This is a genomic window from Bacillus sp. FSL W8-0116 (genome assembly GCF_038003825.1).
GTDB lineage: Bacteria > Bacillota > Bacilli > Bacillales > DSM-4216 > Bacillus_O > Bacillus_O smithii.
This window is the reverse complement of sequence record NZ_JBBOPY010000001.1, coordinates 1,742,337-1,768,086: the sequence shown is the minus strand read 5'-3', so window position 1 is coordinate 1,768,086 and position 25,750 is coordinate 1,742,337. Positions and strand designations below refer to the sequence as shown.

The window sequence follows — 25,750 nt, the reverse complement described above, 5'->3', positions numbered from 1 at the left end:
TACGGATGTGTAGAAGGAGTTTTGTTTTTATACAAACATATTAAGCAGCAAAGCGCCTGCAAAAGCGGTAAATGAAAGGATTGTTTCCAATACGGTCCATGTTTTAAACGTTTCTTTCATGGATAATCCTAAATATTCCCTGAATCCGTGACAAAACATCTTTACAATGGTCGCAAACCGTTGATACGATAAGGAAAAACGACGTTGACGATTCTTCATCAAGTAGGTGATGTGATGAAAGATTTCCCGATTCGGTTTGTATTGACAGATGAAGCGATTACCCCAAGTGCTGGGCTTGCTCTCGTTGGCTACTTACTCCATCGAACGAAACTGGATAAACGGGTAAACGCACTTCGGCTTCCAACGGTTCGTCGAGAAGTGCACATTTCCCATAGCGATGTCATTCGCTCGATGATTGGCTTGCTTGCCACAGGAAAAACGGATTTCGATCATATCGAAGCGTATCGTCAGGACGATATCTTTTCGGCATCGATGGGGATTCAGCACGTGCCTTCCTCTCCAACCTTGCGACAACGACTCGATCAGCTCGCTTGTCTTCCGATGACCGAAACGATTCTTTGGGAGGAGTCCATACGTCTGTTGATTCAACGACATGCCACTTTGTCCCCTTGTTGGACCAAAGGAAAGACGACATGGCTTCCCCTTGATATAGATGGTTCCCCATTTGACAACTCCGATACGAAAAAAGAAGGAGTCAGTCGAACGTATAAAGGATTTGACGGTTTTACACCGTTGTTTGCGTATGCAGGGAAGGAAGGGTATCTCGTTCATGCCGAGTTGCGTCCAGGGAAACAACATGTGCAAGACAACATGCCCTCGTTTTTAGTCACCGCTATCCGTCGAGCTCGTCAACTGACTTCATCTCGTCTGCTTGTTCGCATGGATGCAGGAAACGATGCAGAAGCGAATGTGCACGTATGCCTAAAGGAAGACGTGGACTTTGTCATCAAGCGAAACTTACGCCGAGAATCGAAAGCGCTTTGGTTCCAGATCGCTTCGCAAAAGGGCAAACGTGTCGATGATGGACAAAGCGAAGGAGTACAAACCTATGAGCTATGCCTTCCACAGAAGGCAGCGATCGATGGAAACACGTATACGTACGTTCAAGTCACCCAAGTGACGGAACGGACGATGGAACGCAATGGACAGCTGATGCTCGTTCCTGATTATGAAGTGGAAAGCTATTGGGTGCGGCTCAAAGGATACGAGCATGTTCGAATGAGCGATGTGCTCGCGTTGTATCATGACCATGCGACATGCGAACAGTTTCATAGCGAACTGAAGAGCGACTTAGATTTAGAGCGGCTTCCATCTGGGAAGATGAAAACGAATGCGCTCGTGTTGGTCATGGGAGCCTTCGTTTACAATCTTCTTCGTCTGATTGGACAAGATCTATTAAGCGATCCGAGACATCCGTTGCACCACAAAGTGAAACGCCGCCGCATCAAGACGATTATTCAGACGGTGATCACGATGGCAGGGCGACTCGTCCGTCGATCACGACAGATCTGGATGAAACTGACGCGAAGGAGTGGCTATAGCGAGCCCCTACTGAACGTCTATCAGAAATGGAGAGAGGCAAGATAACGAACGAATGTTCGTGCACTAATGTCCAACGTCACTCCCTGTGCTTTTTTGTCTATTTTTTTGGTTCGTATACCTAAAAAAGAGATTTGTTCCATTTTCGGAAATAGAGATGACATAGGTCATAAGCATAAAAAGGGTTTTATGGATTATCAATCCATCAAAATTACAACAAAATCAAAGTCGATTTCAATTCATCACGGATTCAGGTATTCTTTTACCATCCAGAATCCGGCATCGTTTACGTGTGAGAACATTAAGGAACCTGCACCTGTTGCGATCACGAGCAATTCCAGATTGACACCGGACATATGTTCAATAATAGGTGAAACGATGCCAGCCGCTGTGGTTAAGGCGACGGTTGCTGAACCTGTAGCAATACGAATTAATCCTGATATCATAAAGGCTAAAACAAGGGGAGACAGAGATAGATGTTGGGACATATGACCAATGGTCGTACCAACACCGCTATCGATAAGGATTTGTTTAAATCCACCGCCGGCTCCAATGATTAAAATGATGGAACCAACAGGCAGCAAGCATTGATCTGTTAATTTCTTAATGTCTTTTTTACTCATTCCTTGACGAATTCCAAGGAAGTAGAATGCTGCGAAACAAGCGATCAGAAGCGAAATGATAGGGCTTCCAATGAATTCGAAAAATTTCATGAAGCCTTTAGGCAGTGGCAAATATGGTGCAACGGCCGATAAAATCATTAACAATACAGGCAATAAAATGATGAAGAACGAAAGTCCTGTACTAGGTAATGTTTTCGCTGTCATATTGACGCGAATTAACTCCGGTTCGCTTTCAGGAATGACGCGTTTATGAACCCATTTGGCAAATAATGGTCCTGCGATAATGGCTGCAGGAAGCGCAATAATCAAGGAATAAAGAAGCACTTTTCCAAGATTGGCATTGTAAATCTGGATCGCGGCAATCGCTCCCGGATGCGGCGGCACAAGACCGTGTACGATCGATAAACCGGCAATGACAGGCAAAGCGATTAATAAAATGTTTTGTTTCGTCGTTTTATGAATAGAAATGACTAATGGCAATACAATCAAAATTCCGACTTCAAAGAACACAGGAATTCCAATAATAAACCCTGAAAGAAGCATGGCCCAGGGCAATTTCTTTACACCGAAAAGCCGAACGAAGAAATTGGCCACTTGCATTCCAGCGCCTGATTCTGACATCATCTGTCCTAAAATGATGCCTAATGCCAAAATTCCGACTAAATGGCCTAATACACCCCCAACTCCGGTTTCATAGGCAGTTACGATTTTATCCAAGGACATTCCGGACATGATCGCTAAGAACAAACTGGCGACAAGCAAGCTGATAAACGCATGCCATTTCCACCATGATACTCCTAAAATAACAATGAGAATGGCCAAAAATGTAATGGTCAACAAATATAGATCCATACTTCATTTCACCTTCCTTTTATACGGTAATCGTTTTCAAAAAAATTGAAAACGATATACTGTCATGTTCTTGTTGTGTTAGGGGGTCACAAATTTCCTTTTCGGATGGGACCGAATGTGATCACTGCAGCACAACTAATAATTGAAAGCATTTTCATTTTGTAAGTAAATTATATGAAAAAATTTTTCGTAAATCAATAGAATTTTATTTAAATTTAACGTCTTTCCGAAAGAAGTCTCCCATCCTCTAGGAATGTGAAGGTGCGAATAGCACCAATGAGTAGGTGGGAGATGAATTTCGGTTGGCTTTAGCCAAAGTTATTTTTCCAATCCTTTTCTCAACAATTCTAAGATTGCGGCTGTTCTAGTTGGAATCCCATTTTCTTTTTGATATTGCTCCAATTTTTCTAATATCGTCTTAGGCATACGAATTTCTACACGTTCTTTCTCTTCTCTCATGATTATCACCTCATATTGATTGTACGGATTTTTTACGGTATAATCAATATATACGAAATTTTTCCGCACAAAGTGAGGTGAATTGATATGGCCAAGCAAAACAAAGCTTTCAAGTTTCGTTTGTTACCAAACAAAGAACAATCCGCATTATTAGCTAAGACATTTGGTTGTGTTCGCTTTGTCTACAATAAGATGTTAGCTGAACGCAAAGAAACGTATGAAAAGTTCAAGGATGATAAAGAATTGCTTAAAAAGCAAAAGTTTCCGACCCCTGCAAAATATAAAAGTGAATTTCCATTCCTAAAAGAAGTGGATTCTTTAGCTTTGGCAAATGCACAAATGAACTTACAGACTGCTTATAAGAATTTCTTTGAAGGAAATGCGGATTTTCCAAAGTTCAAAAATCGTAAAGCAAAACAATCCTATACAACTAATATGGTCAACGGAAATATTAAGCTAGAAAATGGTCATATCAAACTGCCAAAAATCAAAAAGCCAATAAAAATGAAACAGCATAGAGAGATACCTGCTGATTATAAAATCAAATCTTGCACTATTTCTAAAACAAAGACAGGCAAATACTACATTTCAATTTTGACAGAATATGAGAAAGATATTCGTCCAGTTAAAATACAGAAAGTTGTTGGTTTGGATTTTGCTATGGATGGTCTATATGTCGAGAGTGAACAGGGTAAGAAAGCCAATTACCCACGTTACTATCGGCAAGCCTTAGATAAATTAGCAAAAGCACAACGAATTCTTTCTCGAAGAAAGAAAGGTTCTGCAAGATGGGAAAAACAACACCTGAAAGTGGCTAAGCTACATGAAAAGACAGCGAATCAGCGCAGAAACTTTCTTCATCATAAGTCAAAAGAATTAGCAACAAACTATGACGCTGTGATTATTGAGGACTTAGACATGAAAGGCATGTCTCAAGCCCTCAACTTTGGAAAAAGCGTTCATGATAACGGCTGGGGGATGTTCACTACTTTCTTAGCGTATAAGCTAAAAGAACAGGGGAAACAACTTGTGAAAATTGATAAGTGGTTTCCCTCCACTAAGAAGTGTTCATGTTGCGGCAAGGAAAAAGAAATGCCATTATCTGAACGTGTATATAAATGTTCTTGCGGCTTTGTATTAGATCGCGATCACAATTCAGCAATCAATATCAAAAATGAGGGATTACGCTTATTAGCATAAAGAATAATAACTTTCGGAACGAGAGGGTTAGCTCGGTCAATTTTCTGTCATTAGACGGGACTACCCGAGAAGCCCCCACTTCAATCAAACCGTAAGGTTGATAAGTGGAGGGTAGTTCACATGAAATCATTCAGCTCAGCTTTTGAAAAAGAAGGATTTTTTCAAGTGGTTTCCCATAACTGTTCCAATTTTAGGGAGATAGGAGGCATTATTTGATAAGTTTCTTGGGAGTGTTTTATTAGACGGCGTTGATTACACAAGAGCAGTTGTTTTTGCAAAAAAAATAAGTGAACTATTACTTCGCCAAACGAAAAAAGAAGCTATCCAAATGGACGGCTTCTTTTCGCATGGCTGTTGCTAAGAAAAGATGGAACTTGTTATATTGAAATCATTGCAAACAGCCCTTTGATGAATGATATTTTCGTTCATTTAATTCGAATTGGTAGCAACGACTTTTTTTCTATTTTTCAGTTTCGATTCTTTTTCACCTTTTTTGTTCGACAAGTGGATTTGTTTTAAGAAAAGGGTGCACGCTGCTCCAGCTACGACAAACCATAAACCTACAAAAAACACGCTATGCAAGGAATCCATTAAGGATGTTTTTAAAATCGGCACCATTTGATTGGACAATTCAGGAGGCATCTGTTTCAACGTTTTTGGATTAAAGAGCATTTGGAACAAACCTTCTGGATTGTCTGCTATCATCTGTTTAAATTTTGATACGATAGGTCCCGCCTGTGCAGGCAATGTATTTAAAAATGGAACTAGTTTGTCTGTCAATAATGTACCGGATGTGCTATTCATGACAGCTCCTAAAACGGTAATGCCAAAGGTACCTCCAATAGAACGGAAAAATTGGCTGGAAGAGGTGACAACCCCCAGTTCTTGCTTTGAAAAACTTTCTTGAAGAGCCAAAGTAATTGTTGGCATCACGAACCCTAACCCTAAACCTATCACAACCATATAAGATGTTGCGACTAACTTGCTTGTATCCATATCTAAAGTAGTTAATAAAAAGAGTCCACCGGCCATAATGAACATCCCTATCATGATTTGCAGTTTGATGCCCATCTTGTAAACGAGCTGGCCGCCGATAATGCTTGTAATAATCATGGAAATCATCATCGGTGTCATGATCGTTCCGGATTGAGTAGCACTGACTCCAATAATGCCTTGCATAAAAAACGGAACAAACGTAACGGCTCCAAACATTCCAATCGTCATAAAGAATCCAATTAAATTCAAGAAAACGAATGTTCTATTTCTGAACAAATGCAAAGGAAGAATCGGTTCTTTCGCTTTCCTTTCCACGATCACGAAACTCACTAAACCGATGGCTGCCAATGCAAACAGACCGATAATTTGCCATGAATTCCAATCGTAGTCTTTTCCGCCTAAACTAAGCGCCAGAAGCAAGCTGACGGTTCCGACCATCATCGTAAACATACCGGCAATGTCAAAGTGAATAGGGCCTGTATGTTTGTGTTTTTGTAATCCTAAGGCGATAAAGATGGTGGCTAAAATTCCAACAGGGAGGTTGATATAAAATACCCATTTCCAGTTTAATGAGTCGACAATCCATCCGCCGATTTGCGGACCAATGACAGAAGCGAGGCCATAAATTCCGCCAAAAATTCCTTGGAATTTGGCGCGCTGCTCTCCTGTAAATGTATCCCCGATGACAATCATAGCCATCGGCATCATGATTCCGCCGCCAATTCCTTGTATTCCACGATAGATAATTAGCTCTGTCATGTTATGGGCCATTCCGCAAAGTGCTGATGCCCCCATAAAAATAATCAGTCCTGCAACATATACCACTCTGCGGCCTAATAAATCCGATAATTTTCCTGCGATCGGAACAATAGTAGTAGAAGTAAGCAAATAAGCGGTAGTAAGCCATGTCATCATACTTAATCCGCCTAGGTCTCCTACGATTTTTGGCATAGCGGTTCCCACAATGGTTCCGTCAAGCGCAGAAAAGAACATCGCAATAATAAGACCAATCAATAATATCGTACGATTATGATTTGTATCCATCGTTTTATCCATATCCATAGCTCCTTTTTTCTTTTGTATCATCTATAAACGGGATGTTTCGTTATCTTAAGTTAACGAAACAACATGTTGATCCTTTATCTTTCAGTCTGTACGTTCTTCTATTTGTTCTTTTTCTGTGTAATTTGCAAGTTTTTCGGCAGTCTCCGCCATAAACGAAAGTTCATCTTCTGTCAAATAGGAAAGGTATTTGGTTATGATGGCTTTTCTGTTTTCCAAAATGGTTTCCAACATATTTTCTCCTTGTTTGGTCAGTCTAATATTGACCACTCTTCTATCCTTTTGATCATGCTCGCGCATAATGAGTTTGTTCTGTTCAAGGCGATCCATCATAAATGTTACGGCACTTGGTTTTACACCCAGGTGGTCGGCTAATTGAGAAATGTTACATCTTCCTTGCGTTTTTAATAAAGACAGAACAAACAGTTGTGTAGGTGTTATTCCATGATCATGTAGACTTTCCGACATTTCCGGATGTATTTTTTGGTAAACAAGATGACTGGCCGATTGGATTCGTGCAATGTAGTCACAAATATCCCCCATAATCGGATTCTCCTTACTAATTATTGGAGGTAAATTTACATTTTATAAATATTTACTGTATATAAAATTCCATGCCATTAAATATAAAGGCTATTGAAATAAAAATCAACGATTTTTTTAAATACTAACGAGTTATATTCACTCATTTATGGAAACATCCTCTACTTTTCGTTCTTTTTTCATGTCAAAAAAATCTGCAGGATGAACCTTTTCATACAAACGGTATTTTTTCCACAAAACTTTATATGATATTCCGATCAAGTTTTGAACATTCCTCTTGAGGATAGGATGAATCAGGAAATTTCATTTTATATTCTATTGACCTAATTGGTCAATAGAATTATGATGAAATTGACCAAATCGGTCAATAACGGTAAATAAATGGGGGGATCATCATTTGTTTTCCAATTTCTTTCAAATAAATCCAGAAAAGCAAGAACGAATTTTAAATGCGGCACTAAAAGAATTTGCCAAACATGGTTATGAAAAAGCGTCCACTAATGAGATTGTAAAAGAAGCCAATATCTCAAAAGGGCTGCTTTTTCACTATTTCAAAAATAAAAAGGAATTGTTTTTATTTTTGTATGACTATTTTGTAGAGATGATCATGGATGAGTTTTACGCGAAAATCGATTGGAATGAAAAAGACTTGTTCATGAGATGGCGAGAATGCGCAGTCCTGGAATTTGAATTAATGAAGAAATATCCCGATATCTTCAATTTCTTTATAGCCGCCTCTCAAGAAGAATCCGACGAGGTAAAAAAAGAGTTAGAGCAAAGGAATAACGAAATATTGGTCAGCAGCTATCAAAAATTATTTACCGATATTGATACTTCAAAATTTAAACAAGGCCTTGATATAAACAGAGCTATCAAAATTATCATGTGGACGATGGAAGGATTATCAAATGAACAGCAAAAAAAGATGAAGCAATTCTCTTTGAAGCATTTCGATATGGATGAAATATTATCGGAAATGGATCATTATTTAAATCTGCTTAAGGAATCTTTTTATGATGAAACCGAAGATTGAGAAAGTCTGCATTATTAAAAAAGGGGGTTCAAAGAATGAATGTCATTGAAATCAACCACTTGACGAAAACCTATGGAAAGGCAAGAGGAATTACGGATATTAGTTTTACGGTTGAACAAGGGGAGATTTTTGGATTCATCGGACCAAATGGTGCGGGAAAGTCGACGACTATAAGAACGTTATTGTCTCTCATTTATCCGACAAGCGGAAATGCCAAGATTTTCGGAAAAGACTGTATAAAATATGCTCCTGAAATCAAAAAAGACATCGGCTATTTGCCTTCAGAAGTTTTTTATTATGACAATATGAAGGTGATAGATTTGCTGAAATATTCAGCTAGCTTTTATAAAAAAGATTGCAGCAAGAGAATGAAAGAATTAGCTGAAATAATGGATTTGGATCTGAATAAAAAAATAGATGATTTATCTTTGGGGAACAAAAAGAAGGTTGGGATCGTTCAAGCGCTGCTCCATGAGCCAAAGCTGATGATTTTTTGATATAAAAAATAAATTGATAATCAGTTATTGACAAAAAGAGCGAAAACCATGACTAAAAAGTCATGGTTTAAACTTGTCTTTTATAACCGGATAAAATGCGTTGTGCTTGTTGGTTCAATAGGATAAAGTTGCGAAATCTTTGTGTAACAGTGAATGATTCAAATAAAGTGAAATGAATCATGGATAACCATTTGCGGAGGCAAGATCTGCTCACTGGGAGATTGAAGATGGGGGGCAAGGAGTGAGACTTAGCGAATACACAGGATTTATCAATCTTTCCTTTTGTTTGTGATGTAAAAAATCATTATAAGCGACAGCTGATTTTGGAGTCGGCAGACAGCTCACAGAAATGATCAACGGTTTGGTCGTATTAAACTTGTCGTTGTTGATAGGAGTATTTAACAACCGGCCATTTTTCTTTACGTAGTGCGTTCATCAATTCTGGTCCTGCATGCAAGTTGTCCGCTACCAGCTCCCGAGGAGTAAGCGCCATCTACTGATTTAGTGACACATCGGCAAAACGGTCACTCTTGAACATCTCCAGAAACCATAGGCTTTGGTCACCGGTGTTCTGGATGTAGTGTCCGAAGGCGAACGGCACATATCCTACATCGCCGGCCCGGTAATTGAAAGTTCGCGCCTTGCCATTTGCTGCGAATACGGTCATGCGTCCCGTGCCCGATAGGTAATACTGCCATTCATCGTTATTCGGGTGCCAATGCATTTCCCTCATAGCGCCTGGCTTGATTTCTACCAATGCCGCCGCAACGGTAGTTGAAATGGGGAAGTTGGTGGAATCGACTATACGCACTGTCCCGCCCGGAGTGACGAGCGGTTCCTGCGCAAGCAACCGGTGTGTGAAGCTTTTGGGCACCGTTCCATAAGGGTCCGGTATCTTTTGGCTCTCCAAAGGACCGGGAACTTTTGATTGGTAAATGTATCGTTGTTTTTTGGGTATATGAGAAAAGGCGTTTTCTGATACGCCGAAATTTGCGGACAGTACGTCTTTCGGTGTGTGCGCGAACCAATCTGAGATGGAGAAGGTGTCGAAGTCGGAGAAGTTGCCGTCATCGAAAACAAGCAGAAACTCGCAGCCTTCTTCAAGCCCTTGGATGGAGTGTGGAATGCCGGGGGGAAAGTACCATAGATCCCCGTGGCCGACGTCCGCAATAAAGTTCCGACCGTTCTGATCGACGGCGGTGATGCGCGCCCGGCCCATAATCATGAAGGCCCATTCCGCTTGTTTATGCCAATGCAGCTCACGAACACCCCCAGGGGTCAGACGCATGTTCACGCCTGCCAGTGTGGTTGCGATCGGCAGCTGTCTTACCGTTACTTCTCGTGACCAACCACCATGATTTAACTGCATATTGGTGTCGGAAAAAGAGAACTTCAAGTTAGGGATCGTTCCGGCATCGGTGGCAGGCGGAACCAGCATGTCGGGGTTCTCCAGGTCCCTCATGATGACCCGCGGACCGAAATCGGTTGCACCGGCGCCATCATCTCTTATAGGATGAGGCACATGGCCATAATAATGCTGATTCCGAGTTCGATTGTCCATGAAACACGCTCCCCTTCCTCAGATCATGCAATAAGTCACTTATCTCCATTCTATGATCGCTTTGTTGTGTGTATGTTTTATTCTTTATGGCTTGCATTTAGTTGGTGAAATCTATTTATGTGTCGCTATTTCGTACTTATTTTTTATTGGTTTAACAGGGCGGCCTGTTCTTGCCTTCTTTTTTGGCTGGACAGATAGACGCCGATAAAGACGAGGAGTCCTCCTAAAATCTGCACGAAAGTAATAGGGTTCCCCATGAGCAGGCTTAGAAGAGCGGTAAATACCGTGATCAAATTCAAATAAATTCCCGCTCGGCTGGGGCCAATTTCCCGAATGGACGCATTCCAGAAAACAAAAGATCCGACGGAGGGAAAAATTCCAATATATAAGATTCCTATCGCGGCTTCTTTGCTAAGAGGAAAGTGGACGCCGGAAACAAGAATAAAAGGAAGAAGCATCACTAATCCCAATAGAACGGATACCGCAGTAGCAGAAATGGGGGGAACGTTTTGAATCTTTTTCCCTAAAATGGAATAAAACGTCCAAACGAGGATGTCCAAGAGCATGAGGAGATCGCCTCGGTTATAGTCAATGAGAAAAATTTGCTCCAAGTGTCCTTTCGTTAAAACAAGAAGAACCCCCAGAAGGGAAATGACGAGGCCGAAGCCGTTCACCAGCGAAATTCTTTCATTTAAAAGAATGGCGGAAAAAAGGACGATGACTGCCGGATTGATCGAATTGACCAGCGCTGCATTTAAGGAGGTCGTAAACCGCAAGGCCTCATATAAAAGAAGGTTATACCCTAAAATCCCCAACAGCGACAGAACGATGAGAATTTTCCACTGGTTCCAAACGTTTTTCCAATCCGGACGTTCAATCCAATGAGCGAGAGGGAATAAAAGAAAGATCGCAATCACCCAACGGGAAAATGTCATTTGTAAAGGAGACATTTCGGCCACTACATATTTTCCGAACACATAATTACCTGCCCAAAATAAATTGGCTAGGACTAGAAACAAAAAGACTTGGTATTTTTTCATCGCTATTCCTCGCTTTTCTTTCCGTATTTCAATGAATCTATACAATAGTTCCTAAAGATTCATTGAGTGCATTCACAAAAATAAAAAAACAATTTCCGTTCATGATCCTTTTGAAATGTTTTAAATCATTTTGTGTTGATGGGAAATCGATCCGTTACAGAGTGGGGGGCGGTGTTGTTTAGAGAACATAAAATCGACGTTTCGGTTTCATTGATAAAAAGACATATCACCCGTGAATGCCGGAATGATATGTCTTTATAAATTCATTTTATTATTTCCATATATCTTGGGCAATTTGAACGACATGGCGCAGTTTCGCCCATTGCTGTTCTTCCGTTAACAAGTTGCCTTCTTCTGTTGAAGCAAAACCGCACTGTGTGCTTAAACATAATTGGTTTAAATCAACATAATGGGAGGCTTCATCAATGCGCCGTTTAATATCGTCTGGATTTTCCAGTTCTCCCGCTTTTGATGTGATTAAGCCGAGCACAATTTTCAAATCGGATCGATTCACGAATCGGAGCGGTTCAAAGCCGCCGGCTCGGTCGCTGTCATATTCGAGGAAAAAGGCGTCTATATTCAATCCGTTAAACAGGACTTCTGCTACCGGCTCATAGCCGCCGGAAGAAAACCATGTCGAGCGATAATTGCCACGGCAAATGTGCATGGTAATCGTCATATCATCCGGACGGACCGCCACAGCTTCGTTTATTAACTTCATGTATGTAGTGCTCAATTGATCGGGGTCTACTCCTTGAGCCAGCATTTCTTCTCTTTTCTCGGTTGAACACAGGGCGCCCCAAGACGTATCATCGAGCTGCAAGTAGCGACAGCCCGCATCATAAAAAGCTTGTATCGCCTTTTGATAAGTTTTAGCTAAATCATGGAAAAATTCTTCTTCGTCCCCGTAAGCGGTTTTTTCGATTTTGCCTCTTAAATGAAGCATACTTGGACTTGGAATGGTCATTTTAGCAATATGGCTGCCGGCGATGCTATGGAGATATCGGTAATCTTCCAGCATAGGGTGGTCTGTGAAATCCAATTTTCCTGTCACCTTAATTCCATGAGACTTTGTTTGCATTTGATGAAATGAGAGACCGCTTTCTGTTTCATAGCCTTCCACACCGTCAAGGTTTTCAAGGAAATCAAAGTGCCACCATGCTCGGCGAAATTCACCATCTGTCACGGCTTGAAGTCCGATTTCTTTTTGTTTTTCAACGATCCGTGCGATTTCTTCATTTTCAATCAGCCGCAATTGGTCAGCTGTTATTTCGCCTGCTGCTCTTTGAGAACGAGCTTTTTGAATCCGTTTTGATCTTAACAAGCTGCCCACTTGATCCGCACGAAACGGCGGTTTTTTGGTTTGCAGTGATTGAATTGTGTGTTGTTCCAAAGTTGTTCCCTTCCTTCCTTTAAATAATTAAATTAAATGGTATCAAATATTCAGATAGAAGTAAATATTTTGAAACATAAAACAGGCCTGTCATATCGATCGTTTCTGCATACTTGATTCTATTTCTCGGAAATGAGGCCCTATTTCAAAAAGAAATTGAAGGATCTTAGCTTCTTTTCTACCAAAATTCTGTTTTCTGATTGTCTGTAAAAAGAAAAACGAACCCAGATGTAAGATGGGTTCGTTTGATGTGTTTTTTAGCCAAAACATAACGGTAAGGATCATGCATTGGCCTTTTGTTCAAACAGTTTGATGATTTCAATAATCACGTTCGTTGCTTTTACCATATTGTCGGCGGAAATGTATTCATATTTGCCGTGGAAGTTTTCTCCGCCTGCAAAAAGATTAGGTGTCGGGAGGCCCATGTACGATAGCTGTGCGCCGTCGGTACCTCCTCGGATCGGTGTAACTTTCGGTTCAATGTCTAAATTTTTCATCGCTTCGTACGCAATGTCGACAATTTCTTTGACCGGTTCGATTTTTTCTTTCATATTATAATATTGATCTTTGAGTTCCAACAAAATATTATCTTTCCCGTATATATTTCTGAATTCTTCTACAATCTTTTCTAATTGGGCTTTTCGGGCGTTGAATTGTTCTCGATCAAAATCCCTGATGATGTAGTGCAAAGTTGTTTGTTCGACATCACCGTTGATCGCAAGCAAATGATAGAATCCTTCGTATCCTTCCGTATATTCAGGTGATTCCTTTTCCGGCAGTTTACGATGGAGTTCCATGGCAATCTTTGTCGAGTTCACCATTTTCCCTTTCGCTGTTCCGGGATGTACGTTGTTGCCTTTGATCGTAATTTTGGCAGCGGCAGCGTTAAAGTTTTCATACTCCAGTTCGCCGAGCGGGCCACCGTCCACTGTGTAAGCATATTTTGCATCAAAAGCGTCTACATTGAATTTATGAGGACCTCTTCCAATTTCTTCATCCGGTGTAAACGCCACTCTTACTTTTCCGTGCTTAATTTCTGGATGATCCAATAAATAAGCCATAGCCGTCATGATCTCGGCAATCCCTGCTTTATCATCGGCGCCGAGAAGAGTGGTGCCGTCAGTGGTAATCAACGTGTGGCCTTTATAGTTGGCCAGTTCAGGAAAATCTTTTGGCGAAAGTACGACATTTAGAGATTTATTTAAGATAATGTCACCGCCGTCATAGTTTTCGACAATTTGCGGTTGAACGCCGGCACCGGTAAAATCAGTCGCTGTATCCAGATGGGCCAAAAATCCAATGGTCGGGACATTTTTTTCCGTATTGGCCGGAAGGGTGGCCATCACATAGCCGTTTTCATCCACTGTCACATCTTCCATGCCGATCGCTTTTAATTCGTCCACAAGCATGCGGGCAAGCGTCCACTGGCCGGGAGTAGATGGACAAGTGTTGCTGTTTTCATCAGATTGAGTGTCCACTTTGACATAAGAAATAAATCTTTCCATTACTTCCTTTTTCATTTTCGTTCATCTCCTCACGTTTTATTTTATATTATACTCTTCCGAGAGGATACATACTTTCTCGGATGTTTTCTACAATCGAGAAAACCAACAATTTTTTATTTTCCTTTTTTTCACGCGAACACCTTCTTTTTTGCTGACAAAGATCGTTTTCAATGAAACTCGTAAGCCGATTGAGATTTTGATCCAAAATGCAAGAAAAATTTTATTTTAAGTCCAACAATGGTTTTTAGCACTCGCTTCTTTATGTGCGCCCGGCATGTACATGAACTATAGGGTGTAAGTCCCGAACCCCGAAGACAGAAGTAGAGGTTAGCCAAGAGCAAGGGTGTCCGTGGTGACGCGGAATCTGAAGGAAGCTGGAGGCAAAACACCGGTCCGAGGAACAAACCTCATATAAGGCTAGGTATGATGGAGTGAGTTTGCATAACAAAACAAAGCTCTTTCTGTCGAAGGTCATATCGAGTAAATGAGGCGGATAGATGGTGTGAAAGTGCATGTACTTACCCGGGGAGGTCTGGCGGATAGGTGAAGTACTCTTCATAACCTACTTAGTGATAAGTAGCTGAACCGTCAGAAGTCAGCAGAGGTCATAGTATTAGTTGGTCTAGAACAACTAAGAAGGACCGAACAATTAAGAGAGAATAGCCCTTGGTATTCAGTGAGTCATGATGAACACAGAAAACGTAGTACCTCACTTGAGGGAGGAAGCGGTGAATCCCGTGGGAGACCTCTTGGAGGGTGGAGTGACCACTGGCATAAAGAGAACAGCTATTCACGGAAGTTATAAAGACTAGCGTCAATTATCTTAATTGAACCGCCGTATACGGAACCGTACGTACGGTGGTGTGAGAGGACGGGAGTTCATCGCTCCCTCCTACTCGATTTTCAAGGCTTTGAATCGACCGAATGTTTAGGCTTTCTCAATTAAAATCTATGCCATACGATTTTTGATATAATAATATGATCTTTAAACATTTCATTAAAACTAAATAAGAAGTAGAGGTAAATGTATGAAAAAAAGAATTTTTGTAGTCGATGATGGGCCTACAAAGAATGTCGATCAACTGTTGCCTCTTTTGGATAAATACAATGCGAAAGCCACTTTTTTTGTCATTGGGCATGAGTTGGAAAAGAATCTGGAGGAAGGAAAGAAAATAGCACAAGCAGGACATCAAATTGGCAATCATAGCTATTCTCATAAGCGAATGGTCTTTAAAACCCCTTCCTTTATTCAACAGGAAATTGAAAAAACCAATACGTTAATCAGAAAAACAGGTTATAAAGAGCCCATCGATTTTCGACCACCTAATGGCAAAAAACTGGTGGGATTACCGTATTACTTAAATAAACATTACATGGATACCATTACTTGGAATCTTGAACCAGACACCTATTATACTTCCGTTTCTGACAAAGTCGATTATGTAAAGAAAAACGTGAAACCCGGGTCTATTATTTTGATGCATCCAATGTATGACGATACGGGAAAAGAGTTAAAAGCCATTGAAGGAATATTAGCGGACTTGTCCAAAGAAGGCTACAAATTCGTCACGGTGAATCAGTTGCAAAAATGGAAAAACAATTAGTCTGAAAATGGGTGGACATTCATACTATATGTAAACTATTGAGGTTTACATCACTTCATTGGTGATTTTAGGAAAAAAAGAAAATATTAGCAGATTCCTGTTATCATGTTAGCGACTTTGCCAATATATTGAATAAGCGTGTTCATATAACCATATAAAATTTTCCATAAGTTCTACGAGGTATTCAAAATAAAGACAAGGACTGTAATCGGGTTAATAAGTTCTCTTATTGTATGCGTTTATGGGGTGTATCGCTTGTTTCTTGAAACACCGTCATTTCATTCTACCTGTAATTCCTTTCACTTTTGCTATTTCTGGTCTTATTGGCATCATTGGATTTAGTGTCGAATTACGGAAAAGACATTCCAATTAAACGAATTTTAATAAACAAAATTCGAGTAGAGATGGGGCGTTTCTAACCCTTTTCACCACAGAACGAAAGAGCTGTACGCGTAGATCTTCGCATACAGCTCTTACTTTTTTATCTTGAAAGTCTTGGAATGAGAGACATTAAAATAATATTGTCTGTAGTGTTAACAATGTTTTATGGTTCCGTTATTCTGAAATCTTCATTCCTTATATTGATCGTAAAAACACTTGAGTTCATTTTTGTACTGTTTATGCCAAGGTTTGTCTTTTCCGCAATAATGGATTAAAACGGTGTTGCGGCGAATCCAGTCGATAGAGTGTTTTCGCTTAGGGATCAGTTTCGAAAGTTCATAATAGCGGGCATCATAATTGTATTTCAGGCTGTCTGCCGGCTTGATTTTATCCCAATATAAAGCATTCAATACATCTTGGTCTGGGAGAACGAGTTTTAATTTGTTTTTTTCGATAAACTGGTAGATCTCTTCGATATTCACTTCTTTTCGGATAGACGCCATGTTCATCAACAACACACCTGTATTAAAATAGCCCTTCGCATTTGGTGTACGCAAACGCAATTTGTTGATTGCCCGCGCCATTTTAGCGGAATGTTCGTGCTCGGCAGCGACAAATAAGCAATTTTCAAAATCGGTCCAATAAAAATCTGTGATCGGATTAATACAAACAATATCCGGATCAAGATACAATATTCGATCGACATCCTCCGGCAAAAATTGATAAGCGGCCAGCCGATAATACATTTCGGATGTGTAGTGCCGAAATACAGGTGCATCTTGAAACCATTTCGAATCTACGAATATAGGAGTGAAACGATGTCCTTTTGAGATTATGTATTGTTCCAAAGCTTTTATGTCTTGATCCGGTATGTCGGAATATAGAAGATAGATGGAAAATGACTCGTCTTTGTTGTTGCAGAACAGTGAATGTAATAGTACTTTCAGCGGGGGTAAGTAATTGGCATTCAGTGTCACAAGAATGTTCATCATGTGCATACACCCTTACGAATTTACCTTTATTAAGAAAAACAAAACAGTCTTATATCATTTTATTATAAAATGAAAATTTTTTCATAGATGAGAACTAATCTAATATGGGAAAATCGTTTGTTTTGAACGAGAAAAGGGGAGTATAGACAAGGGGATCCGGGGGCATTTTATTTCTTTGGTTTCTAAATTATTTTGGAAAATTGAAAAGGTTCTTTTTAACCGTTCATAGATTGATAGAAGATTGTGAGATTTGTTCATTCATAAGGGGTCATAAGTACCCCTTCATCAACAGCGATAACATAGTGTTTTTCATGATATGGAGAAGATTTATTAGATTCATAATGAAAGAAAAGGGGCAAGCCGCGCCCCTTTCTTTTCAGCGTATAAAGTTAGCGTATGGTTTCCTTTAGTTTGCTTCTGATTTCGTCGGCTGCAGCCGTCATGTTTTTTAAAGAGTCAATCGCTTCTTTTTCACTTCTTGTTTTTAAACCGCAGTCAGGGTTAATCCAAAATTGGCCGGGATCCAACACTTGTAATGACTTTTCAATAATAGCGGCCATCTCTTCTACAGTTGGTATTCGAGGGCTGTGGATGTCATAAACGCCTAGTCCGATTCCTTTGTCGTACGTTTGTTTTTCAAAGACAGGGATAATTTCGCCATGGCTTCTGGATGTTTCAATTGAAATCACATCCGCATCCATTTTGCTGATGTCTTCTAAATAAGAAGCAAAATCGCAATAGCACATATGAGTATGAATTTGCGTTGTATCTTGGACTGTTGAGGTGGTGATTCGGAATGCCCGCACGGCCCAATTCAAATAGTTTTGCTTGTCATGATCCTTCAAAGGCAATCCTTCCAGCAAAGCGGGTTCATCCACTTGGATCATCGCAATGCCTGCTGATTCCAAAGCTTCCACTTCTTTTCTTAAAGCGAGCGCAATTTGTTCGCATACTTCTTGACGAGGTTTATCATCGCGAACAAACGACCAGTTTAAAATCGTCACCGGTCCCGTAAGCATCCCTTTTACAGGCTTGTCCGTTAATGATTGTGCATAGACGCTTTCTTTCACGGTCATCGGTTGCAAAAATTCTACATCGCCGTAAATAATAGGGGGACGGACACAGCGTGAGCCATAGGATTGGACCCAACCATTTTCGGTAAAAGCGAATCCCCCCAGTTTTTCCCCGAAAAATTCCACCATATCGGTTCTTTCAAATTCACCATGAACCAATACATCCAGTCCTATCTCTTCTTGTAGACAAATCCATTTTTCAATTTGCTGCTGAATAAACTGTTCGTACTGCTGTTCATTCCATTCGCCTTTTTTCCATTTTTGCCTTGCCTTGCGGATATCAGCTGTTTGCGGAAAACTGCCGATAGTCGTTGTCGGAAGAATGGGGAGGTCGAACGCTTCTTTTTGGACGGATTGGCGAATGGAATAAGGCGATTTTCTTTTCGCTGATACATGTTGTAAGTTTTTTTGAGCTTGCTGTACACTTTGGCGATGTCTTTCCGAATGGTTTTTCCATGTATGGATGATTTGTTGGTTTTCTTGAAAATAAGCGTCATCCACCCCATGTTGATCTCTTGCCAGGAACACAATTTCGGTTAATTTTTCATCCGCAAAGGCCAGTGATTGTTTGATGATTTTGTCTAATTTTGTTTCTTTTTTCGTCGTTACCGGTACATGAATTAAGCTGCAAGAGGGTTGAATCCACAGCTTCGATTCCGGAACAACAGAAGTGATCGTTTCAATGAGATGACGTTTTTCCGCCAAATCAGACCGCCAGATGTTCCGTCCGTCAATGATGCCAGCCGCGAGCACTTTATTGGCGGGAAAGCCATGAGTAAGCAGTGATTCTAAGTTGTTTTCGCCGCCATGGACAAAATCGAGTCCGACTCCTTGAACCGGCAATTCTATTAGTTCTTGATACCAATCGACGGAATCAAAGTATGTTTGCAGCATAATTTTTAAGTTTGGTGCCGCCTCATGCAATTGATGATAAATGAACTGGATCGTTTTCATTTCCTCTTTGGAAATAGAAGTAACGAGAATAGGTTCATCGATTTGCAGCCATTCTACCTTTTCATTTTGCAATTCCTGTAAAATTTGTTCATAAAGAGGAAGAAGCTGCAAAATAAGGGCAGGGAGCTCTTTTTCCTTATATCCTTTGGACAGTTTGATGAAGGTATATGGCCCGATCAGTACAGGTTTTCCTAAGATTCCAAGCTTCCTTTTTGCTTCTTGGTACGCTTTCAGCGGCTTGTTTTCAATGAGTCTTGGTTGGGCGTTGTTCCATTCAGGCACAATATAATGGTAGTTTGTATTGAACCATTTCGTCATTTCGCAAGCATGCGCAGTGTCGCTGCCGCGCGCCATGGCAAAATAAACAGAAAGGGGAATGTCATTTCCTTTCCAATTAAATCGTTCCGGTACTAATCCAAACATAGTTGCCGTGTCCAACATTTGATCGTAAAACGTAAAATCGCCGACGGGGATAAGGTCAATCCCGATTTCATGCTGTTTTTTCAAGTGTTGATGCCGAATGGATTCCATCGTCTGTAGAAACTGGCTTTCATCCACTTGGCCTTTCCAAAATTGTTCCAATGCTTTTTTCCATTCTCGATTTTCACCAATACGTGGATAACCAAGATTGCTTGATTTCATGTGTTTTTTCACTCCCTAATTAATTTCCCCAAATAAAAAGGCATTTCTAACGTTTGATAAGGAGTTAGAAATGCCAAAAAAAGGGTGTAAAATACCCTGTTTTTTCCATTCATAACACCTCCCTATCTCCCGTAGGTAAAAGCAGTGTTGTCAGAACAGGCAGGTCTCCTGACTTAAGGGTCATCGCTTTTTGCCGACCTTCCCAGCCTTTTCGGCCAGTGGCTGCATCGGCATTGCTCGCCTCTTACAGTGGCGGGACCGTGCCGGATTTGCACCGGGCTTCCCTTTTCATCCAAGGACAAAAATCGTCTTTGGAACCTGTTCCCACAATATTAAATTGTAAAAAAATAATTTATATTATAAATTATAAAAAAACAGTAACGTCAAGATATCATGATCGGTGGTAATTGTCAAGGGAGCAAAAAATAGGAGAGTGAGGGTTCACTCTCCATCGAAAGTAGGATCTGTTAAGCATTTTTTTAATCGATTTCAGAATGGATCGTTAAAGTTCAAATGGTTTGGAAAGCATGAAATCTTCATTGGCCATTTTGGTGTGAACGAATCGCTGATGACTTGGAAGTAAGAAAAGAAAGTGGACTTATGGCTGAAAATGATTTTTGACGGCGTTCCTCAAAAAAGAGATCGTTGGTTTAATGAGCCGGTTTTTTTCACCCAATAAAAAGATCTTTGTCACAATCCGAGAAATTAAGAATGTGATCAAGTAGACGATCAAAATGTGAAAATAGTTCACCCCGTCAAATACGACTAATAAACCAAGGCTGGCTAAAAGAGGTTTCACGATAAAAGCGAATACACAGGCGGTAAGAAAGGAATAGAGATAAAAATTTTTATTGTGATTCAACGTCCATTGATAGACGAGCATAAAGACGACCGGAACAAGGGAGGCATCCAATGAAAAACTGGGAAAGTAAGGAATGGCTTCATAGGGATATCCCCATAATCTTGTCCTTACGCCGTATGTATCGATATAGGCGAACCAAGCATGTATATTAAAGCCATAAAATCCAATTAAAAAAATTTTCTCTCTGTCTATCGTAAAAGCTAAAACAATTAAGGGAACGATGAGCATTAACACAACCACCCAAAATTGCCATGTATGAAAACTGGAATATTGAGCCCAATATTCTGTATGTAACGTGCTTACTTTTTGCTGTAATTTGGTTATATAATCAAATAATTGCTGTTGATGTTGGTTCATCAAATCTTACCCTCCTATTCATTTCTCTATATTTATGGTGACCTAAACGACGAAAAATAAACGACATGCACTGAGGAAATCATTAGATTCATTAGATCTTTGATCCCACATGAATCATCTTTTTTTCTCGTTGCAGATGATGGAAAAGTAGAATTGGGAATAAGAAATAAAAGGAAAAATTACCACCGCAAAGAGAAGATTTCGAAGGTTGAAATGAACTCTCCGCTTCCCTATCCGGATTGAACAGATCAGGAAAAGATGTTATATGGTCGTTATGGGAATGAAGATCAACTACGGATGACTTGGCGTAAGAACAACGGCCCCAAAGTACCGATTAGTTCCACTAACCATCGGGGAGGATGAAAAAACTCCCCTGATGGAATTTTTATTTTATACAAATCGGCATTTTATAGCCCACAGCTTGAAAATTGGAAATGGAGGGGGGAACTCTACGGTTTTCAGCCCGCATTTGCCGTTTTGATTAAAGGCTTTCAAGTGATGAACGTGGATATTTTGAACTCCGGCACCAATCTGAATGGCCAGAGGAGCGGACTGGCGGATGGTTGAATGGCGAATGGTGACATCATCTGCCCGCTGTGGGCCGCCAAAGATCTTAATATCAGCACCTGCTGTATGAAAATTCCGTATCGACACATGATTCAACACGATATTACGCGCCCGATACTGAATGGCGATCACAGGATTTCCCTTGTAGTCATAATCCGGGTCGCCTATTAACGTAAAATGGTTGATGACTACGTTCCGATAGGCAGAAACAACCAGTCCTCTAGGGGAAGAATGCTGATATAAATCTGTATAGATCGGCGCGATTGACACCATCATTGTCGCCTTTATGTTATAAGCCGTCTTTGATTCGGGATCCGAGATTTTATGGTGTCCGATATGACGGAAGTTATAAGAACGGTTATCGTGGACGGATAAATGTCCGATGATGTAGATGTTGGATGCTGCCGAAGCATTGTGGTGGGCTTTAATTTCTACGCCGCCGAAGCATCTTGACGTCGAGTTATGGACGAGCCATATGTTTCTGGATCCATCATCTACTTCGATGCCGTTGGAATTGGATATCCCTTTTGGATGGGCTCTTCCGCTTGGATCGCACATGTGGCTGTTGGAAATAAAAACGTAGTCGCTGTGATGAGTGGTGATTCCATCATCGCCAAACCCATATCCGTTTAATTGGTCAAGCCAAATGTACCGGCTTCGGCCTCGGGCGCGTTTTCCGTCTCCTGCGTAATGATAGCGGGTTGAGGACACATCAAAACAATGCAGGCCGGGGTTAATGGCTTCCACCTGTTTGACCCATCCATATTTGACATTGGCGAATGTGAAGCAGCTGGAACTATGCCCGCCCGCGCTCGTACGCTCCATGTTCCCGAGCCGTTCTATATTCCAGTCTAAACTCATCCCTTTTACTAAAATATGGTGATTCCCTTTCCGATGGTTGGCATTCGTCACTAATCTTGTCGCGATGGGAGCATCGGGATGAAGCTTGATGATTGTGAGCCCTTTTCCTTTTCCAATTAAACATGTCCAAGAAGGCAGTTTGATTCCTCTTATTAAAAAATTACCTTCCGGCACGTACACTATTACCCGCCCGTTCCCAATCGCTTTTTGAAACGCTTTGGTATTGTCGGTTTTTCCGTCTCCTATAGCTCCGTAATCTAACACATTTACGATCCTATCAATCTTGGACATTAAATGGATGTATTCTTGATCTAAAAGGTTTTTCCATGTTGGATAAACAAAACCGTTCTCATCAAGATCTGTCTCCCATGAAATATCGTTCCTTTTTTGGACAGGTAAAAAGTTTGTTGTTTTTTTGATGACAGAAAGCACAGAAGCGGTGAAAGGATTTCGTTGCTTTCTCTTGTTGCTATATCGATCAAAAAGTTCATCGGTCTCCTTGATGACATTTTTCAAATCTGTTTTCGTATCCAAAAGGTTTGCAATCAAATCTTTATTTTTGATAGGATCGTGATTCTTATCTAAGCAAAGCAATATTTTCACTCCCTTGAAAAACTTGGCGACAAGGTTCATGTTTTTTGTAGTATTCTCCATTTGGGCTTATATAACCTTGTAACAAGAAGAAGGATTATTTTGTTTTCAAGTTGTATTCATCCTTTAAAATACTTTCTTCTTGTTTTAGAAGAAAATCAATCCATAAGCTTTTATCCGTTTTCTGCCGGAAACATATATTGACAAAGGCGGTTCATTTGCGGACATTTGCTTTTTTTCTCGAACAAACCGATTGCAAGACAGTTCCATAGTTTAAGAATCGACGTGTACACGGTTGCTGACAGAGAAATTTGACAAGAATGATCAATAGGGAATGTACGTTTTTTAGCGAGCTGTTTTCAAATGTAAATTTATTTCATTTTATATGCCTTATGAGAGGGAGAGTTCAACCAGCAGCGATCAAGAAAAGAATCATCGCCGTTTCAAAAAGATGGTGGGAAGAAGTCCATATTATAAGAACCCGTGGTGCTAGATAAAACTCAGACAAGCATAAAAATAGCCCTTGCTGGCGGATCTCCAGTAGAATGAAAGTGTCACCCAACATTCGAAAGGAGAGATCCCCCATGCAAGAGCACTTTCATTTTACTACAGATCCAGCCAAACTTCAAAAACAATATGCCGCTATTTTCTGTTTTGTTTCTGCCCAACTGTCGTTGATTCAAATGTATCTTCATCGCCGCAACCGTCACTTGGTCAAGCAAGAAGACGAAGTGGTCATGGCGGTTCACCTTTTGGGGAAGCTGCTGGGCTTTTCTTCCGAACGAGCCTGGCATCGTTTTGTCACGGGAAATTTGTTCACAAACGGCTCGTTTCTTGAACGCTCCCGATACAACCGCCGCTGCCGGGCGCTTGGTTTCGCCATCAAATGGATCCGTCATGAGCTGGCGAAACGTGGCCAACACCATGCTTATGCGGTCGTCGACAGCTTGCCTCTTCCGTTGTGCCATCCCGCAAGAATGCAGCGCGTCAAGCGGTTTCGAGGGATCGCGGATATGGGGTATTGTGCTTCCAAAAAGCAATGGTACTACGGTTTCAAGCTGCATCTTCAAGTGACCAATCAAGGGCTGGCCATGGGCTATGTCGTGACGGAAGCGTCCTGCCACGACGTCAAAGCCGCTGAAACGGTGATGACTCAAATCCCTCATCCCTACAACTTTGGGGACAAAGGGTACATCAGCCACGCTCTTCGAGAAAAGCTGTACGAAGAACACCAAGCCGCGTTCTGGACACCGTCTCGACACAATCAAAAGCACGGCCCATCCAAGGCATGGGAAGAATGGATCAGGAAAAAACGCAAAGTCATCGAGACGGTGTTTTCGATTCTCGTAGACCAATACCGGATCACCGACATTCGAGCGAATTCCATGGCCGGGTTTGAAGTGGCACTCGATGGCATCTTGTTGGCTTATTCCTTGGTCACACTAGGGCTGGTTGAGCGCTGACACTCAACTAGCACCACGGGTTATAAGAATAGGGGATTATGTTTATGTTGAAAAAATGGTTAGCAACAGCTTGTATCATGATTTTGACATTATCGGGATGTGCCGGCAGCGGCAAAGAAAATTCACGGAATGATCGAGACCGAATTCAAGAAAAAGTTTCCGACACGGACAAACACGAAGTACGATATCGTTACCCGTTGACTGGGATCTGGACCAATCAAAAGCCTAGTGATCGCGCAGTGGCTGTGGTCATAAATAATCATCCGAAAGCTCGGCCGCAATCAGGGCTTCAATCAGCTGATATTGTGTATGAAGTGCTGGCCGAAGGTGATATTACTCGGTTTCTGGCCATTTTTCAAAGCCAAAAGCCCGATAAAATAGGGCCTGTCCGCAGCGCGAGAGATTACATGATTGATTTGGCGAAGGGCTACGATAGCCTGTTTATCGCTCACGGCTATAGCCCGGAGGCGAAACAAATGCTCCAATCGGGCTTGATTGATAATCTGAATGGCATTCAGTATGATGGCACTTTATTTAAACGGTCAAAGGACAGAAAGGCGCCCCACAATTCCTACATCACCTTTGAAAACATTCAAAAAGGAGCTGCCGAAAAGCAATTCAAAATGACTCCTGCGCCCAGGCCGCTCCCTTTTTATACGGATAACGAATCGAAGCATCTTTCCGGACGTAAGGTAGAGAACGTTCATATTGCTTATTCCAAATATTCATTTTTTAATGCAGATTATCGGTTCGATGCTAAATCGAAAAAAATGGAACGCTATTCCGGTGGAGAGCCAACAATGGATGCAGAAACGAAAAAACCTGTTTTAGTGGATAATCTGTTGATTATCGAAACGATCCATCGTGTTATTGACAGCAAAGGGCGGAGAGAGATTGATTTAACTTCGGGTGGAAAAGCCTATTGGATTCAACGGGGCGTGTGCCGAGAAGTGGAATGGAGAAACGAAAACGGCAGGATTTTGCCGTACGAAAACGGGCACTCTCTTCCATTTGTTCCCGGAAAAACATGGATCAATATTGTCAAAAGCCTCGATTCTGTTTCCTTTTCATAGGCAGCA

16 protein-coding genes, 4 pseudogenes and 1 riboswitch are annotated in these 25,750 nt (G+C 41.0%); of the genes and pseudogenes, 7 read left to right on the top strand and 13 right to left on the bottom strand.

Features of this window, described 5'->3' with window-relative positions:
• Positions 1-27: 27 nt before the first annotated feature.
• Positions 28-141: pseudogene (locus N1I86_RS08310) on the bottom strand (GntT/GntP/DsdX family permease); the annotation flags it as partial.
• 93 nt (positions 142-234) lie between these two features.
• On the opposite strand from N1I86_RS08310, the gene N1I86_RS08305 reads away from it, so the two are divergent.
• Positions 235-1,608 (top strand): IS1380-like element ISGsp2 family transposase, encoded by a 1,374-nt coding sequence (locus N1I86_RS08305; RefSeq protein WP_044899598.1) that lies wholly within the window; start codon positions 235-237, stop codon positions 1,606-1,608.
• Between the two features lie 203 nt (positions 1,609-1,811).
• Here the strand turns inward: N1I86_RS08305 and N1I86_RS08300 are convergent.
• Together N1I86_RS08300 and N1I86_RS08295 are read right to left on the bottom strand one after the other, a co-directional pair.
• Positions 1,812-3,035, bottom strand: a pseudogene (locus tag N1I86_RS08300) (GntT/GntP/DsdX family permease); the annotation flags it as partial.
• A 318-nt stretch (positions 3,036-3,353) separates the two neighbouring features.
• Positions 3,354-3,494 (bottom strand): ribbon-helix-helix protein, CopG family, encoded by a 141-nt coding sequence (locus N1I86_RS08295; RefSeq protein WP_003352379.1) that lies wholly within the window; start codon positions 3,492-3,494, stop codon positions 3,354-3,356.
• Between the two features lie 87 nt (positions 3,495-3,581).
• On the opposite strand from N1I86_RS08295, the gene N1I86_RS08290 reads away from it, so the two are divergent.
• Entirely contained in the window at positions 3,582-4,694 is a 1,113-nt protein-coding gene (locus N1I86_RS08290) for an RNA-guided endonuclease TnpB family protein (protein ID WP_003353982.1), read from the top strand.
• A 429-nt stretch (positions 4,695-5,123) separates the two neighbouring features.
• Here the strand turns inward: N1I86_RS08290 and N1I86_RS08285 are convergent, their stop codons facing one another.
• Both N1I86_RS08285 and N1I86_RS08280 read right to left on the bottom strand, forming a co-directional pair.
• The gene (locus N1I86_RS08285; protein ID WP_327797386.1) at positions 5,124-6,746 is read right to left on the bottom strand and encodes an MDR family MFS transporter; all 1,623 of its coding nucleotides are present in this window, start codon (positions 6,744-6,746) and stop codon (positions 5,124-5,126) included.
• Between the two features lie 90 nt (positions 6,747-6,836).
• The gene (locus N1I86_RS08280) at positions 6,837-7,295 is read right to left on the bottom strand and encodes a MarR family winged helix-turn-helix transcriptional regulator (RefSeq protein WP_003354890.1); all 459 of its coding nucleotides are present in this window, start codon (positions 7,293-7,295) and stop codon (positions 6,837-6,839) included.
• Between the two features lie 397 nt (positions 7,296-7,692).
• Here N1I86_RS08280 and N1I86_RS08275 point away from each other — a divergent pair, with 397 nt between their 5' ends.
• Both N1I86_RS08275 and N1I86_RS08270 read left to right on the top strand, forming a co-directional pair.
• Positions 7,693-8,328 (top strand): TetR/AcrR family transcriptional regulator, encoded by a 636-nt coding sequence (locus tag N1I86_RS08275; RefSeq protein WP_327797384.1) that lies wholly within the window; start codon positions 7,693-7,695, stop codon positions 8,326-8,328.
• A gap of 35 nt (positions 8,329-8,363) precedes the next feature.
• Positions 8,364-8,819 (top strand): annotated as a pseudogene (locus tag N1I86_RS08270) (ABC transporter ATP-binding protein); the annotation flags it as partial.
• A 376-nt stretch (positions 8,820-9,195) separates the two neighbouring features.
• On the opposite strand, the pseudogene N1I86_RS08265 reads toward N1I86_RS08270, so the two are convergent.
• The 4 genes and pseudogenes from N1I86_RS08265 to pepT form a co-directional block, all read right to left on the bottom strand.
• Positions 9,196-10,386 (bottom strand): annotated as a pseudogene (locus N1I86_RS08265) (oxalate decarboxylase family bicupin).
• A gap of 143 nt (positions 10,387-10,529) precedes the next feature.
• Positions 10,530-11,426: a DMT family transporter gene (locus N1I86_RS08260; protein WP_341095881.1), complete on the bottom strand. Its 897-nt coding sequence runs from the start codon at positions 11,424-11,426 to the stop codon at positions 10,530-10,532.
• A 271-nt stretch (positions 11,427-11,697) separates the two neighbouring features.
• Positions 11,698-12,819, bottom strand: coding sequence for a 5-methyltetrahydropteroyltriglutamate--homocysteine S-methyltransferase (locus N1I86_RS08255; RefSeq protein WP_003354896.1), 1,122 nt, complete (start codon positions 12,817-12,819; stop codon positions 11,698-11,700).
• A gap of 281 nt (positions 12,820-13,100) precedes the next feature.
• The gene (pepT, locus tag N1I86_RS08250; RefSeq protein ID WP_003354897.1) at positions 13,101-14,339 is read right to left on the bottom strand and encodes a peptidase T; all 1,239 of its coding nucleotides are present in this window, start codon (positions 14,337-14,339) and stop codon (positions 13,101-13,103) included.
• Between the two features lie 1,013 nt (positions 14,340-15,352).
• Here pepT and N1I86_RS08245 point away from each other — a divergent pair.
• Positions 15,353-15,928, top strand: a complete 576-nt coding sequence (locus N1I86_RS08245; protein ID WP_341095880.1) for a polysaccharide deacetylase family protein — start codon at positions 15,353-15,355, stop codon at positions 15,926-15,928.
• 569 nt (positions 15,929-16,497) lie between these two features.
• On the opposite strand, the gene N1I86_RS08240 is transcribed toward N1I86_RS08245, so the two are convergent.
• From N1I86_RS08240 to N1I86_RS08225, 4 genes are all read right to left on the bottom strand, one after another.
• Complete coding sequence (locus N1I86_RS08240; RefSeq protein ID WP_003354899.1) at positions 16,498-17,301, bottom strand: glycosyltransferase family 8 protein; 804 nt, start codon at positions 17,299-17,301, stop codon at positions 16,498-16,500.
• Positions 17,302-17,690: 389 nt separating this feature from the next.
• Positions 17,691-19,970 (bottom strand): 5-methyltetrahydropteroyltriglutamate--homocysteine S-methyltransferase, encoded by a 2,280-nt coding sequence (gene metE, locus N1I86_RS08235; protein ID WP_003354900.1) that lies wholly within the window; start codon positions 19,968-19,970, stop codon positions 17,691-17,693.
• A gap of 141 nt (positions 19,971-20,111) precedes the next feature.
• Positions 20,112-20,307, bottom strand: a riboswitch (cobalamin riboswitch).
• 261 nt (positions 20,308-20,568) lie between these two features.
• Positions 20,569-21,189 carry a CBO0543 family protein gene (locus tag N1I86_RS08230; RefSeq protein ID WP_341095878.1) on the bottom strand — a complete coding sequence of 207 codons (621 nt, stop codon included), beginning with the start codon at positions 21,187-21,189 and terminating at the stop codon, positions 20,569-20,571.
• 390 nt (positions 21,190-21,579) lie between these two features.
• Complete coding sequence (locus N1I86_RS08225) at positions 21,580-23,271, bottom strand: glycosyl hydrolase family 28-related protein (protein WP_341095875.1); 1,692 nt, start codon at positions 23,269-23,271, stop codon at positions 21,580-21,582.
• Positions 23,272-23,792: 521 nt separating this feature from the next.
• On the opposite strand from N1I86_RS08225, the gene N1I86_RS08220 reads away from it, so the two are divergent.
• Together N1I86_RS08220 and N1I86_RS08215 are read left to right on the top strand one after the other, a co-directional pair.
• The gene (locus N1I86_RS08220) at positions 23,793-24,671 is read left to right on the top strand and encodes an IS982-like element ISGsp1 family transposase (protein WP_004439648.1); all 879 of its coding nucleotides are present in this window, start codon (positions 23,793-23,795) and stop codon (positions 24,669-24,671) included.
• A 44-nt stretch (positions 24,672-24,715) separates the two neighbouring features.
• Positions 24,716-25,744 (top strand): DUF3048 domain-containing protein, encoded by a 1,029-nt coding sequence (locus N1I86_RS08215; RefSeq protein ID WP_445662260.1) that lies wholly within the window; start codon positions 24,716-24,718, stop codon positions 25,742-25,744.
• Positions 25,745-25,750: the final 6 nt, after the last annotated feature.

Coding starts and splice junctions, on each gene's coding strand:
- N1I86_RS08280 (WP_003354890.1), bottom strand. CDS start 7,295: ATGGGGGATATTTGTGACTACATTGCACGAATCCAATCGGCCAGTCAT.
- N1I86_RS08305 (WP_044899598.1), top strand. CDS start 235: ATGAAAGATTTCCCGATTCGGTTTGTATTGACAGATGAAGCGATTACC.
- N1I86_RS08220 (WP_004439648.1), top strand. CDS start 23,793: ATGCAAGAGCACTTTCATTTTACTACAGATCCAGCCAAACTTCAAAAA.
- N1I86_RS08245 (WP_341095880.1), top strand. CDS start 15,353: ATGAAAAAAAGAATTTTTGTAGTCGATGATGGGCCTACAAAGAATGTC.
- N1I86_RS08295 (WP_003352379.1), bottom strand. CDS start 3,494: ATGAGAGAAGAGAAAGAACGTGTAGAAATTCGTATGCCTAAGACGATA.
- N1I86_RS08260 (WP_341095881.1), bottom strand. CDS start 11,426: ATGAAAAAATACCAAGTCTTTTTGTTTCTAGTCCTAGCCAATTTATTT.
- pepT (WP_003354897.1), bottom strand. CDS start 14,339: ATGAAAAAGGAAGTAATGGAAAGATTTATTTCTTATGTCAAAGTGGAC.
- N1I86_RS08230 (WP_341095878.1), bottom strand. CDS start 21,189: ATGAACCAACATCAACAGCAATTATTTGATTATATAACCAAATTACAG.
- metE (WP_003354900.1), bottom strand. CDS start 19,970: ATGAAATCAAGCAATCTTGGTTATCCACGTATTGGTGAAAATCGAGAA.
- N1I86_RS08225 (WP_341095875.1), bottom strand. CDS start 23,271: ATGGAGAATACTACAAAAAACATGAACCTTGTCGCCAAGTTTTTCAAG.
- N1I86_RS08240 (WP_003354899.1), bottom strand. CDS start 17,301: ATGATGAACATTCTTGTGACACTGAATGCCAATTACTTACCCCCGCTG.
- N1I86_RS08290 (WP_003353982.1), top strand. CDS start 3,582: ATGGCCAAGCAAAACAAAGCTTTCAAGTTTCGTTTGTTACCAAACAAA.
- N1I86_RS08285 (WP_327797386.1), bottom strand. CDS start 6,746: ATGGATAAAACGATGGATACAAATCATAATCGTACGATATTATTGATT.
- N1I86_RS08215 (WP_445662260.1), top strand. CDS start 24,716: ATGTTGAAAAAATGGTTAGCAACAGCTTGTATCATGATTTTGACATTA.